This window comes from Paenibacillus sp. FSL R7-277 (assembly GCF_000517965.1).
In the GTDB taxonomy this organism is placed as follows: domain Bacteria; phylum Bacillota; class Bacilli; order Paenibacillales; family Paenibacillaceae; genus Paenibacillus_AQ; species Paenibacillus_AQ silagei.
In genome coordinates, this window is sequence record NZ_ASPX01000038.1 from 17,147 (window position 1) to 30,307 (window position 13,161).

Below are 13,161 nucleotides of genomic sequence, written 5' to 3' on the forward strand. Positions count from 1 at the left end.
TTTTACTGCTTCAGTTCAATTTGATAATCTCTAGACGGATTGCAGCTATACATTTGACTAACCACTACATTGTGTAGTAGATTATAACTACTACGTAGTGTAGTAATCGAACGTTATGGACGCATAACGAAATGAAGAGGTGTTCACGGTGAACAAGATTCAGAAGCTATCGGATACAGAATTAGAGTTAATGGAAGCCATTTGGGCGAGTACGCCGCCAGTTACTTCAACGGAGCTGCTGAACCTGTTCGCGCCTAAGGGAAGGGACTGGAAGGCGCAGACGATATCTACCTTTTTGTCACGGTTAGTGGATAAGGGGTTTCTGACGGCTACCCGGCATGGGCGGCTGAACAAATATGTGCCCGGCATTTCGCCTGAGGACTATAAGCTGGTGGAGACTCAGCATGTCTTGGACGGGCTGTATCAGGGTTCGGTCAAGAATCTGATCTCTGCCATGTATGACGGCGACAAGCTGTCGGACCAAGATATTGACGAGCTAAAGCAATGGTTCTCGGAAAAGTAGGTGATGACGATGAAGATCTTACTCGATATTCTAATCCCGCTAACCGTTGCCGGAAGCGTAGTTACACTCAGCATTCAGGCACTGGGGAGGTTCTCCACCGGACATTTCCCGGCCCGATGGCGTTACGGACTCATTAAGCTGTCCTTAGTCTTTTATTTGATCCCTATAGCTCTGATCCTGCCGTGGTTATCCCAACACCTAAGCGCGCCGCGCGTAGCCACAAGTGTACAGAATCCCCAGAGTGGGAGGCTAACCGGGTATGTAGCGGAATCTCTACAGCCTGCTCTAGCCCTTACCGCAAGTAGCGCATATATCCTGTTAGGGATCTGGGCAGCGGGAGCCATCATTTTTGCCGCCTGGCAAGGGTATGCGTACCGCAGGTTTACTAGAGTACTTAAGCGTAACCGTACCATGGTACCGGAGAATAGTGAGCCAGCTATGATGCTGAGGAGCATCAAGGAGGAGCTTGGCCTCACATGTAAAGTGAAGCTCGCGTACAGTTCTGTCGCACGCAGTCCTTTTCTGGCCGGTCTATGGAGACCGTCGATCTATTTGCCTATACAGAGTCATGCCAATCTGGATATGGAGATGGTCCTGCGCCATGAATTGGTTCATCTGAAGCGGAAGGATCTGTGGATCAAGGCTGCACTGCTTGTAGTCCGTACATTACATTGGTACAACCCGCTAGTTCACAGTGTTCGTCATGAGCTTCATACCTGGAGCGAGCTGACCTGTGACCAGGAAGTGGTGCAAGAGATGTCTCATGCCGACCGCAAACGTTACGGCGGGACGATTCTGAATGTCATGGCAGGGCCCACCAGTCAACCCGGAGCTTTCTACGCCTTATTATCCGGTGACGGTAAACAATTACAAAGGAGATTAACCCATATGCTTAACGTCAAAAAACTAAACAGACAGACCCTCTTCCTATCGGTTACCGCAGCCCTGTTAATTGCAGGGATCGGCACCTCTACGGCGGCATTGGCCTCCAAGATGACACCGCAAGTAGTCGCCGACTCGGAGTATACTTCTTCTGATAATGCCGCTTCCGAGATTGCGGCTTCTACAGTGCCCGAAGGTAAAATAACCGAACCTGCCAAAGTATCTGATACCCAGCCTGCCGAGAGCAGCACCATCCCCGCCCAAGAATATAAAGCAGGACAACTTGTTGCTGGGCCAGCTGAATCTGCTGATTCTGCAACAGTTCCCGCTGAGCAGTCTCCAGGATCTGCTCAAGCAGAGATAATTGCCCAGCCGCTGCCTGAGCTTGTAGCAGCCCCAGATGAAAGTGCTCCCGTAACGATGCCGAAAGCAAGCACTGCCAAATCTGGTTCCGGGCTTGTCCCTGCACCAGTCCCTGCCCAGGAAGAGGCCATCGCAGAGGCGCTTCCTGAGCTAGTGCCGGCCCCGGCTCCTGCTGAGAATGTTACAGCACCGGCAAAGTAACATTCCCGGCACTAAGGCCTGCCGGTATATCTTCACAGCCAGGGGCAGCTTCCCAAGCGGAGGCTGCCCCTGTTTTTTTCACAAACATGTTCTAATCCCTGAAAGGTCTGAAGAATTCACGGATGTCATCCGCCAGCGGTCCCGGATCTTCCATCGCTGTGAAATGTCCGAAGAGAAGAAATATCATGATCAATGTTATGATACTTACGATTTATTCGAGCCAGGCTCCTGGCTGCACAAACCCGTTACTACAATTATTAATCTTATTAATCAGTATAAGGATCAAGAATACATAAGCATACTGGATCTGGGAGCTGGTGTTGGCCGGAACAGCATTCCGATTGCTGAATCGATTAAGCATAGGAACGGAAAAGTGGTATGTGTAGACCTGCTGGAATCAGCCATAGCGAAGCTGATGAGTTACAGTCAGCAGTTCGGTGTCGAGTCTTACATTGTACCCATTCTATCTGATATTGAACACTTTTCTATTGAGCCAGATGAGTATGATATTATCGTAGCAGTATCTTCATTGGAACATGTGAGCTCGGCACAGGTACTGGAGCAGAAACTGAGTGAAATGAATGCCGGGACAAGAGCGGGCGGGGCGAATTGCATTATTATCGCGTCCAATATTCGGGAAATGCTTCTAGAGAATAAGCAAGAGCTGGACCCCATGTTTGAAGTAAATCTGTCTACTGAAAGAATGATCGAATTATTGAAAAGGCAGTTTGCCGGATGGAAGATAGAGCAGCTGATCGTAAAACCCTTAGCATTTGAGATTAACAGAAACGGGCAGCCCGTCAAGCTAACCTCTGATTGTATAACCTTTGTTGCCAAGAAAAGCTGATCTTATAGAGATCGGCTTTTTTTGATAAGTTATGATAGCAAAAAGCAAAAAGAAGCGGAGGGGAAATTTGGAACTGGAGGAGCGGTAGCGTCCGCCTTTGTATTTGGATTTCTACCGCGAGGAGCGGTTTCAATCAGGGAATTCTAATACAACAGCGGCCGGAGGGCCAAATGTTCACCGCAGCGACGACCAAGCTTTGAGTTTTAATTTGAAGCAAGCAGTTGCTCAAATCCACTTAAATTAGATTTTTCCTCCCCGCCTGTGACCACACGCACCCCTTCTTCTGTGGAATCGGCTACATTTAGAGTAGGCCAAACGAAAGCTTTCACAAACTTCCGGAATTTGATTTGAATCCTCCTTTTTAAGCAGCTGGCGTAATAGAATGAGGTTGCTGATAAGGATTATCAATTAAATATTGGAGGCTAACACAAATGAGTACACAAACCAGACAAATCGCCGAGGGCATCCACTGGGTAGGCAAAATAGACAACCGTGAGGTCCCGTTCCACCGCTTGATTCTCGCCAAAGGCACCACCTATAATTCCTATCTCCTCAAAACCGGCAAGCCGACCGTAATCGATACGGTGGATATGGAATTCGGCCGCGAATATGCCGAGTGTCTCGCCGGAATGATTGATCTCATGGATATTCATTACATCGTCATTAACCATACTGAGCCTGACCACTCCGGCGGACTTGCGGCTCTTGCAGCACAGGCCCTGAATGCTACGATTGTCTGCACCGAGATCGCTGTACCGGAGCTGCAGGAGATGTATAAGCTGCATAGCCGCAACTTCCTGGTGGTGAAGGACGGGGACACGCTGGATATCGGCGGCAAAACCCTGCTGTTCAAAGAAACGCCGTACCTCCACACCGCAGAGACGATGATTACATACTGTGTGGAAGACAAGATCCTGTTCCCCTGCGATATTTTCAGTACGCATGTGGCAGCTGAGCATCTGTTCAGCGATGAAGCAGGCTTCGATATCACTGAAGATTACAAAGGCTATTATGCAGCGATTATCCACCCGCACAGAAGATATGTAAGAACGCTGCTGGAAGCCGTGAAGGATCTGGAGATCCGTATGATTGCACCCTCTCACGGGTTCCTGATCCGCGAGGACATTCCAAAGTTCATCGGGCTGTACGCTACAATGAGCCGGGAGACCACCCAGGGCAAGAAGGCTGTCATTGTCTATACCACCATCAAGAACAGTACGAAGAAGATGGCTGCGATCATTGAGAATTGCCTGAAGGAGAACAATATTGAGACAGAAGTCTGGAACGCAGATAAAAGCAGCACCGCAGACATCCTGCGCAGCATCGAATCAGCAGACGCCGTCTTCATCGGCAGCTCCACGAAGTATGCGGATATGATCGGGAACCTGGAGGAGGTGCTGAAGGGTATGCAGGAGATGAATCTGGAAGGTAAGCTTGCTACGGCGTTCGGCTCCTACGGCTGGAGCGGAGAAGCGATCGAGGTCATTCAGGATTATCTGAACGGAACGAACATGACTGTACAGAGCACCTCTGAGGTTATCAAAACCACGGGCATGACCCATGTGGAATTCCCCGTCCGGGTGAGATTCTCCCCAAGAGAGCCTGAGAAGGTCCAGAAGATTAAGCATGCCACCGAATTTGTCTCGGATCTGCTGCTCAGTTCAATCTAGGGAGGAGGAAGCGAACATGACGAAGCATTACGTAATCGTTGGGGGCGGTGTAACCGCCGTCCATGCCGCCAAAGCGATCCGCGATCAGGACGCGGACTCGGAAATCTCGATCATCGGGGAAGAGAGCGGCCTGCCGTATAACCGGATCAAGCTGACCAAGGGCCTGTTCACCGACCTGCACAGCGAGAAGGTTCTGATTAAGAAGGAGAAATGGTACAGCGATAACCGCATCACCGTACAGTCGTCCACCCGCATTGTGTCCATCCACCCGGAGCGCCAGACGGTAGAGACAGAGAGCGGCCAGTGTGTGGAATACCATAAGCTGCTGCTCTGCATGGGAGCGAAGAACCGCGCATTAACCATCCAGGGTGCCGGACTTGCCAATGTACACAGCATCCGGGAGCTGGCTGACGCAGACCGGCTGAAAGACAGCCTTAAGGCAGGCAGCCGCGTAACCATCATTGGCGGAGGGGTGCAGGGAATTGAGACCGCCTGGGCGCTTCACGAAGCAGGGTATACGGTGACTGTGGTTGAATACACACCTGCCCTGATGGGCAGACAGCTCGACAGCTACTCTTCCAAGCATCTGCAAGAGACCCTTGAGCAATCCGGGGTGAAGGTGATTCTTCAAGCGGGTGTGGCTTCCATAGAGGGGACAGAGTATGTCACCGGGGTTACGCTGAATGACGGCACGAGCTTCCCGTGTGACCATGTGGTCTACTCCATTGGGATTGTTCCGAATACTGCTCTGGTTGACGGCTCGGAGATTGAGGTCCGCAGCGGCATTATTGTGGATGAACATCTGCAGACGAGTGCTCCGAATATCTATGCAGCGGGTGACGTTGCAGAGTTCGGCGGGCTGGTGGAAGGCCTGTGGGGCGGAGCGATGGAACAGGGCAAGATCGCAGGGAGCAATATGGCTGAAGCCCGGAGTGTATACCGCAGAGCGGTTCCGGTGACCTTGTTCAATGCGTTCGGGGTGTCCTTGTTCTCCATCGGCAACACCGATGAGCGGAATTGCGATGAGTCGGTATGCGGTGAAGAGAATGGGGCGTATACACGAATTTTTGTGAAGGATCATGTCATGGTCGGGGCGTTGTCCTGGCAGGGCGCTGCGGCTTCGCTGACTTACAAGGCGGCTGTTGAGCAAGGCGTCCGGCTGATCGGAAGTGCTGACGGCAAGAGCATCGAAGACATTATAGCGGAAGCGCAGTCTGTTCTGAACTGATTAACTACTAAGGATATAGGAGCTGATTACGATGACAAAATATATCTGTACCCCTTGCGGCTACATCTACAACCCGGCGGTAGGCGATCCTGATGAGGATGTAGCTGCCGGCACAGCGTTCGAGGATCTGCCGGAGGATTGGGTCTGCCCGGTCTGCGGAGAGGATACCAGCCATTTCGTGCCCGTTGAGGAAAAGAACACAATTGCCCATTAGAGGTTTAAGGCTACACATTTCACATCACAGGGGGAACGGTATGAAAGAGCATTCCTGCCAGCACGCCGCAGAACCTTGTACACGCAAGGTACCGATTTTTGCCGCGCTGACCGATGAGGATCTTACCCGGATCAGCGCCATGATTAAGCACCGCAAATTCACCAAGGGCCAGCCACTAATTCTCGAAGGCGCGCCGTCCGATACGCTATACATTATTCAGCAGGGACATGTGAAATTATCCAAGATCACGCCCGAAGGGAAGGAACAGATTTTACATATCCTGACGAACGGGGATTTCTTCGGGGAACTTAGTATCTTTAACAGCGACGAGCTTAGCAACTTCAGTGCCTATGCGCTGAAAGACACCAATATCTGCCTGCTGACCCGCAGCGATATGGAGCAGTTAATGACCGAGAACCCCGACATCTCCCTGCGCCTGCTCTCAAGCGTAACCAAACGCCTTGCCCACACCGAGAATCTGGCACAGAGTCTGGCGACCAAGGACCCGGAAATCCGGATCGCGTATATGATCATGGAGCTGAGTGAGAAATACGGCAAGCCGCGCGGCGGACGCGTACATATCGACCTGCCGCTGTCCCGCGAAGAGCTGGCCAGTTATGTCGGAGTGACCCGGGAGACGATCAGCAGGAAGTTCTCCCGATTCGAGGACTCCGGCCTGATCAAGCTGATCGGCAACAAGCAGATGGTCGTCATGGACCCGGCTGGTGTGGAGCGGTTCATGGGAATATAAGGGGAGTTGAATATAGGCTAAGCGGCATTTCTACCGTCCGGTGATGGGGAATGCCGCTTTTTTAGCATGGATAGCCGCTTCCTATGATAAATCTTAAGGCAATGTTAAGGTTACCCGTGTTTAACTGAAAGGTAGGGCCGCCATAATGGGCTTACAGCCCTGCAGGAGGAGAGGTGAAATGATGAACCAAACGATTCTGATTGTGGATGATGAGAAGGAGATCCGGGAGCTTTTGCGCTTGTATGTTGAAAAGGATGGATATACCGTGATCCAGGCCGGGAACGGAAGGGAAGCACTGAAGCAGGCTGCAGCTGCACGGGTTGATCTGGCTGTCATCGACATTATGATGCCGGAGCTTGATGGCTATCAGCTCATTAAGGGCTTGAGAGAGCACAGCAATCTGCCCATTATCGTTGTCAGTGCCAAGACAGAGAATCACGAGAAAATTCTGGGGCTTGACCTTGGTGCGGATGATTATGTGACTAAGCCATTTGACCCGCTTGAGGTGCTTGCCCGAATCAAAGCCCAATTACGCCGCTATAGCGGTGGTGCAGCGGATTCCGCAGCGGCGGTGCTGACGGCTGGGGAACTGTGTATGGATATTTCTGTTTGCAGTCTCCGCTTGGGCAGCGCCGCAATCCATCTTACCGCTACAGAATACAACATGATGAAGCTGTTCATGCAAAGTCCAGGACGCGTCTACACCAAACAGCAGCTGTATGAGGCGGCATGGCAGGAGACGGCTATCGTGGATGATAATACGGTGATGGTGGCTATCAGTAAGCTGCGCGCCAAGCTTCCCGGCGGCAGCGGGGTGTCCATTGGAACTGTGCGGGGATTAGGGTATCGGCTGGAGGTGCATCCATGAAGAACAAGCGCAGCTTCAGAAGAGTCATCATGCGCAGATTCATAGGCTACACCTTCGGCATTGCGCTGACGCTCCTGGTTCTGGAGCTATTGTACGGTCTGTTGACATGGAAGAACGGGATGAACTTCGCGGAGCTGGCCTCTTCCCCGCTGGCCAAGGGAACGGAATCGCTTCAGATCACGCTGTCCGTGATCTGGATTCTTATTACAGCCGCCGTGTATTTTATCGGGATTGTCCTGTTCGGGCACGGGATCAACAGGAAGCTTATGGAGCCTGTAAGGAAGATGGAAGAAGGGTTCAAGGCGGTGACCTCGGGCCATTTGAATACCAGGCTGGATTTTGAGACGGAAACGGAATTTGGAGAAATGCGGGATGCGTTCAACTATATGGCCCAAAGGCTGAAGAATGCCGAAGAACAGCGGATGAGCATGGAGAATGAGCGGATGCAGCTGTTCTCGCATATTGCCCATGATCTGAGAACTCCCATGACTACGATTTCCGGCTATGCAGGGGCATTGGCAGGCGGGTTTGTTGAGGAACCGGACAAACAGCGGGAATACCATCTGGCGATCCAAGCGAAATCGGGACAGATGAACCAATTGATTGACCAGCTGCTGGCCTACTCCAAGCTGGGTGCGCCTGAATACAAGCTGAAGCTGGCGAAGGTTGATCTTGTGGAACTGCTTCGCGTATCTTGCGCTGCTTTGTTTGGTGAAATCGAAAGCAAACGGATGAGCTTAGAACTGCAATTACCCGACCAGCCCGTATTTTATATAGCAGACCCGCTGGAAATTAGCCGGGCTATCGGCAATCTGCTGACTAATTCAATCCGCCATAACCCGTCAGGCAGCCTGTTATTCGTAGGACTGACGGATGAGCCCAGCCGGATTACAATCCATATTGCCGATAATGGAGCAGCGATCCCGGAGGCCATCACCGGAAACCTCTTCGATCCGTTTGTCTCCGGCGACACTTCAAGAACCACCAGCAGTGGAACTGGGCTAGGACTGGCTATTGTGCACAAGGTAATGGAACAGCATTCCGGGGGAGTTAGCGTAATAGACGCAGTCTCACCCTATACCAAGGAGTTCGTCCTCATTTTCCCCAAAGGTTAAACCGGTAAGGTCACAAATAGACGGAGGAGTGACATGTATCTAAAATTAATTAAAAATGATCTGCGCAAAAGCAAGCTGATTACCGGCACGATTATGGCGTTCATCCTCGTTGCCGCCATGCTAACCTCGCTCGCCGCATCGCTTACAGTGAATCTGTCCGGCGCGATCGATAACATGCTTCTATCGGCGAAGGCGCTCCATTTCATGCAGATGCATACAGGCAACGTTGATATGGACCAGCTGCGGCGCTTCGCAGACACGAATGGAAGTGTTGAGGAATATCAGGTGCAGGAGTTCCTAAATATTGAGGGTGCAGAGATAGTGATCGGGAACGATTCGCTTGCAGGAAGCATTCAGGACAATGGTCTTTCCGTACAGGGCAAGAAATTCGACTATCTGCTGGACTTAAACGGCGGGGTGATTCATCCGGCAGACGGTGAAATCTATGTCCCTGTCTATTACAGGCAGGAAGGGAACGCAGCACTAGGAGATACACTGACGATCCACGGTATTTCCTTCCACGTTGCGGGGTTTTTGCGGGATTCGACTATGAACGCGGCACTGGTAAGCTCCAAAAGGTTCCTGGTCAGCCAGACGGATTTCGAGAGGGTCCGTGAGTTCGGACAATTGGAGCACCTGATTGAATTCCGGCTGTCTGAGGGGGTTAACTATCCCGCTTTTGAGACAGCGTATCTGGATGCGGGTCTCCCGGCCAACGGTCCGCCTGCGATCACGTACAATCAGGTGAAGATGATTAACGGCATTACGGACGGCATTATGATTGCTGTGCTGGTGTTAATCGGCATGCTGGTCATTCTCGTGGCGTTCTTATGTATCCGCTTCACGCTATTGGCAACGGTCGAAGAGGATTACAAGGAAATAGGCGTACTGAAGGCCATCGGGATGCGGGTAACACAGATCAAGAAGCTGTACCTTGCGAAATACGGCGTAATCGCAGGTGTAGCTTGTATGCTGGGTTTTCTGGCTTCTCTGCCGCTCCAGATCCCTTTTATGCACAATATTCGTCTGTATATGGGTGATAGCGGGAGCCGGTTTCCCGGCTTGCTCAGCGGACTTGCCGGGGCGGTGCTCATCTTCGCGGTGGTCATGCTATATGTGAATGGTGTGCTGCGGCGCTTCCGTAACATCTCCCCTGCTCAGGCGGTGAGGTTCGGCGCATCGCGGGAATCCTCGAAACCGGGCAGAAGCTTCCGGCTGAGTCACAACAGGCTGTTCACCCGGAATATCTTTCTAGGCATCAAGGATGTGCTGTCCCGTAAGAAGCTGTATGTCACCATGACGATGGTGATCGTCATCTCCTCATTCATTATGATTGTGCCTTACAATATCAGCAATACTATCTCTGCCCCCGGCTTCATCACCAATATGGGTATGGGCATCAGTGACCTTAATATCGGAGTGCTGCGGACACAGGTGGAGGATGTCCCGGGGAAGGCGGCGGAGGTTGCAGCCAGGCTGGCGGAAGATAAGAACGTTGAGAAATATGCTATGTTCACCAGCCGGATGCTAGAGAGGAGAACGGATGACGGAACGCCAGAGAAGCTGCGGGTGACCTTCGGGGACTATTCCGCTTTTCCGGTTACGTACTCCAAAGGCCGTGCACCGCAAGCGGAAGCGGAGATCGCCGTCTCGGTACTGAATGCGGAAGACCTTGAAATGAATGTTGGGGATGAAATCGTTGTTATCGCTGACGGTACGGAAAAGCACCTGAAGGTGTGCGGAATTTACTCCGATGTCACGAATGGCGGGCGAACAGCTCAGGCTAATTTCAAGATGAATCACGGGGAAATTCTAAGCGCCTCAATTGCGGTTACGTTCCGTGACCGTCAGAGTGTTCAGGCGGCCATATCACTGTACCGGGAACAATTCCCCTTTGCCAAAATTACCGGGATCGACGAGACCATCGGGCAGATGCTTGGTCCTATGCGCAAGGCTATACAAAAGGCATCCATCGTCGCAACTCTGGCAACCGCCCTGCTCACACTGCTGGTAACAACGCTATTCATGAAGTTACTGGTGGCGAAGGACCGTTATTCCATTGCCATCTTGAAATCCATAGGCTTCACTAGCAGGGATATTCGCAGACAATATCTTACACGCTCCGTTACCGTGCTGGGGATGGGTGTCATCACCGGCACGCTATTGGCAAATACGCTCGGAGAGCTTGCCGGTGTGGCGATCGTGTCGTCCTTCGGCGCGTCAGCCTTCCATTTCGAGGTAAATCCGTGGTTTGTCTATCTTTTTTCGCCCCTGCTGATTACAGGCTGTGTCGTTGCAGCTACCAGGTTAGGCAGTTCCGGCATCCAGGCTTTGCAAATTTCCGGGCATATCAAGGAGGATTAGCAGATGAACAGCATCATTACAGGTACCCATATTGTGAAAACTTACGGTAAGGGTGCAGAGCAAGCCATGGCATTGAATGGAGTAGACGTAGATATAACAGAAGGTGAATTTGTTGCCGTAATGGGGCCCTCAGGCTCAGGCAAAACCACACTGCTGTTCGCACTCAGCGGCATGGATGAGATTACTGAGGGAACCGTGAAATTTGGCGATACTGAACTAGCCGGGCTCCGGGGAAATGCGCTTGCCGATCTTCGCCGGACCCGCATGGGCTTTATTTTTCAACAGCCCACGATGCTGAGGAACCTGAATCTGCTGGATAATATCATGCTTCCCGCCGTGCAGGACAGCAAGAGAAATACAGTGGAACTCTTGCTAAAAGCGAGAGACCTAATGATCCAGACAGGCATTGCCGGGCTGGAAAACAGGGATACTACTGAGGTATCTGGCGGGCAGCTCCAGCGGGCCGGGATCTGCCGCGCACTAATCAATACGCCGGAGATTCTGTTTGCCGATGAGCCAACCGGTGCGCTGAACTCGAAGACCGCGGAGGAAATCATGGAGCTGCTGGCAGGCATCAACCAAGGGGGCACAGCCATCATGCTTGTGACCCATGATGCGAAAGTCGCCGCCAGGGCGGACAGGGTTCTTTTTACGAGGGACGGGAATATCGTTTCCGAACTGATACTGCCAAAGTTCAGCGGCGGGGAGCTGGAAGCGAGAGGGGAGAAGGTGCTTGCCCGGATGGCGGCTACGGGCATTTAGTTTCAGCATCTTCACGTGGAATGGACGGAATTTCCCCCGCTGCTGGAACCTTACAAATACCTGACGCATATTGTATGGTTATAAGCCTATCAGGCTGCAACGGGAAAGGAAGTGGGTGTATGGCTGCGGGGATATTAAGATATTTTGCAGACGGGAATACGGCTCTTGGCTACTTCAGTTTGTTCGAATCGAATCTTCAAGGACTCCGGCGGATCTTCATCTTGAAAGGCGGTCCCGGTACCGGCAAATCCTCGCTGATGAAAGCAATCGGCGCGGAATGGGCGGAGCGGGGATACGCTATTGAGCTGATCCATTGTTCATCCGATAAGGATTCCATTGACGGGGTCATTATTCCGGCGCTTGGCGTGGGCATTGTTGACGGGACGGCGCCCCATGTGATAGAGTCCAAGGCTCCCGGAGCAGCCCGGGAATACGTGAACCTGGGGGAAGCGTGGGACTCGGTAGCGCTTATCGGCCAAAGGGAGATCATTGAGGAGCTTAACCGGAAGGCTGCGGATGCCTATGCGGCAGCGTACAGCAGATTTGCGGAGGCCCTGAGCATTCATGACGAATGGGAAAAGATTTACTTCGAGCATATGGACTTCGGCCAGGCGGATCAATTAACGGCCCGGATGCTGGAACAGTTGTTTGGCGAAGCGCAGCTTCAGAGGCATGCTGATGTGAAGCACCGGTTTTTGGGCGCAGCAACGCCGGCAGGATCGGTTGACTTTGTACCTAATTTGACCGAAGGGCTATCCAGACGCTTCTTCCTCAAAGGCCGGGCCGGAACAGGCAAATCAACCATACTCCGCAAAATCGCCGCCGAGGCGGAGAAGAGGGGCTTTGATACGGAAATCTATCATTGCGGATTCGATCCCCACAGTCTGGATATGGTTATTGTGCGTGAGCTTGATTTTGCGGTCTTTGACAGCACCAGCCCGCATGAATATTATCCGGAGCGGGAAGGAGACGTAATCATCGATACGTATGAAGCTGTTATTGCACCGGGAACGGATGAGCGCCTCGCCGGACCGCTGGAGGAAATAAGCGCACAATATAAGGCCACAATGAAAACGGCAATAGCCGCTCTGGCAGAGGCCAAGGTGCACCGGGATGAATTAAAGGAAATTTATATCGCAGCAATGGATTTTAGCATGGTGGATGCGGCCAGGAACCGGATTTCCGCTGAACTGGCAAGTATGCTGGCTTAGCACTTACAATGATCCGAACCAGCTTTGGGGCTTACTCGGCGGAGGTACTTGCCATCCGTAGAGTAAGCCCCAAGGCTTATTAAGGGAGGCCACTGAAAAAGTCCATAAAGAACTGAAAGAGACATTCGACACAAAGAATGTCTCTTTTTTTCGATACAATTA

The 13,161-nt window shown here is 51.9% G+C and carries 12 protein-coding genes; all 12 read left to right on the forward strand.

All coding sequences use genetic code 11. From position 1 onward, the window contains the following. Positions 1–148: 148 nt before the first annotated feature. The 12 genes from C173_RS15080 (at position 149) to C173_RS15135 (ending at position 12,999) form a co-directional block, all read left to right on the forward strand. Complete coding sequence (locus C173_RS15080; RefSeq protein WP_036726122.1) at positions 149–523, forward strand: BlaI/MecI/CopY family transcriptional regulator; 375 nt, start codon at positions 149–151, stop codon at positions 521–523. A gap of 9 nt (positions 524–532) precedes the next feature. Beyond that, on the forward strand, positions 533–1,969 hold the full coding sequence (locus C173_RS15085) for a M56 family metallopeptidase (protein ID WP_162174695.1): 1,437 nt from the start codon (positions 533–535) through the stop codon (positions 1,967–1,969). A gap of 163 nt (positions 1,970–2,132) precedes the next feature. Next, the gene (locus tag C173_RS15090; protein WP_036726123.1) at positions 2,133–2,816 is read left to right on the forward strand and encodes a class I SAM-dependent methyltransferase; all 684 of its coding nucleotides are present in this window, start codon (positions 2,133–2,135) and stop codon (positions 2,814–2,816) included. Positions 2,817–3,247: 431 nt separating this feature from the next. After that, positions 3,248–4,486 (forward strand): FprA family A-type flavoprotein, encoded by a 1,239-nt coding sequence (locus C173_RS15095; RefSeq protein WP_036726124.1) that lies wholly within the window; start codon positions 3,248–3,250, stop codon positions 4,484–4,486. 16 nt (positions 4,487–4,502) lie between these two features. Then, on the forward strand, positions 4,503–5,714 hold the full coding sequence (locus tag C173_RS15100; RefSeq protein ID WP_036726125.1) for an NAD(P)/FAD-dependent oxidoreductase: 1,212 nt from the start codon (positions 4,503–4,505) through the stop codon (positions 5,712–5,714). 31 nt (positions 5,715–5,745) lie between these two features. Further along, on the forward strand, positions 5,746–5,928 hold the full coding sequence (gene rd, locus C173_RS15105; RefSeq protein ID WP_036726126.1) for a rubredoxin: 183 nt from the start codon (positions 5,746–5,748) through the stop codon (positions 5,926–5,928). A 40-nt stretch (positions 5,929–5,968) separates the two neighbouring features. Next, positions 5,969–6,679: a Crp/Fnr family transcriptional regulator gene (locus C173_RS15110; protein ID WP_036726127.1), complete on the forward strand. Its 711-nt coding sequence runs from the start codon at positions 5,969–5,971 to the stop codon at positions 6,677–6,679. A 178-nt stretch (positions 6,680–6,857) separates the two neighbouring features. Beyond that, complete coding sequence (locus tag C173_RS15115) at positions 6,858–7,547, forward strand: response regulator transcription factor (RefSeq protein WP_327196455.1); 690 nt, start codon at positions 6,858–6,860, stop codon at positions 7,545–7,547. Beyond that, a complete protein-coding gene (locus C173_RS15120) occupies positions 7,544–8,662 on the forward strand; it encodes a sensor histidine kinase (RefSeq protein WP_036726129.1) in 1,119 nt (372 codons plus the stop codon). Before C173_RS15115 ends, C173_RS15120 begins: the two co-directional genes overlap by 4 nt. A 33-nt stretch (positions 8,663–8,695) precedes the next feature. Continuing rightward, positions 8,696–11,026, forward strand: coding sequence for an ABC transporter permease (locus tag C173_RS15125; protein ID WP_036726130.1), 2,331 nt, complete (start codon positions 8,696–8,698; stop codon positions 11,024–11,026). 3 nt (positions 11,027–11,029) lie between these two features. After that, a complete protein-coding gene (locus tag C173_RS15130; RefSeq protein WP_036726132.1) occupies positions 11,030–11,788 on the forward strand; it encodes an ABC transporter ATP-binding protein in 759 nt (252 codons plus the stop codon). 119 nt (positions 11,789–11,907) lie between these two features. Beyond that, positions 11,908–12,999 (forward strand): PRK06851 family protein, encoded by a 1,092-nt coding sequence (locus tag C173_RS15135; protein ID WP_036726133.1) that lies wholly within the window; start codon positions 11,908–11,910, stop codon positions 12,997–12,999. Positions 13,000–13,161 lie beyond the last annotated feature (162 nt).

Coding starts and splice junctions, on each gene's coding strand:
- C173_RS15085 (WP_162174695.1), top strand. CDS start 533: ATGAAGATCTTACTCGATATTCTAATCCCGCTAACCGTTGCCGGAAGC.
- C173_RS15090 (WP_036726123.1), top strand. CDS start 2,133: ATGTCCGAAGAGAAGAAATATCATGATCAATGTTATGATACTTACGAT.
- C173_RS15095 (WP_036726124.1), top strand. CDS start 3,248: ATGAGTACACAAACCAGACAAATCGCCGAGGGCATCCACTGGGTAGGC.
- C173_RS15100 (WP_036726125.1), top strand. CDS start 4,503: ATGACGAAGCATTACGTAATCGTTGGGGGCGGTGTAACCGCCGTCCAT.
- rd (WP_036726126.1), top strand. CDS start 5,746: ATGACAAAATATATCTGTACCCCTTGCGGCTACATCTACAACCCGGCG.
- C173_RS15110 (WP_036726127.1), top strand. CDS start 5,969: ATGAAAGAGCATTCCTGCCAGCACGCCGCAGAACCTTGTACACGCAAG.
- C173_RS15115 (WP_327196455.1), top strand. CDS start 6,858: ATGATGAACCAAACGATTCTGATTGTGGATGATGAGAAGGAGATCCGG.
- C173_RS15120 (WP_036726129.1), top strand. CDS start 7,544: ATGAAGAACAAGCGCAGCTTCAGAAGAGTCATCATGCGCAGATTCATA.
- C173_RS15125 (WP_036726130.1), top strand. CDS start 8,696: ATGTATCTAAAATTAATTAAAAATGATCTGCGCAAAAGCAAGCTGATT.
- C173_RS15130 (WP_036726132.1), top strand. CDS start 11,030: ATGAACAGCATCATTACAGGTACCCATATTGTGAAAACTTACGGTAAG.
- C173_RS15135 (WP_036726133.1), top strand. CDS start 11,908: ATGGCTGCGGGGATATTAAGATATTTTGCAGACGGGAATACGGCTCTT.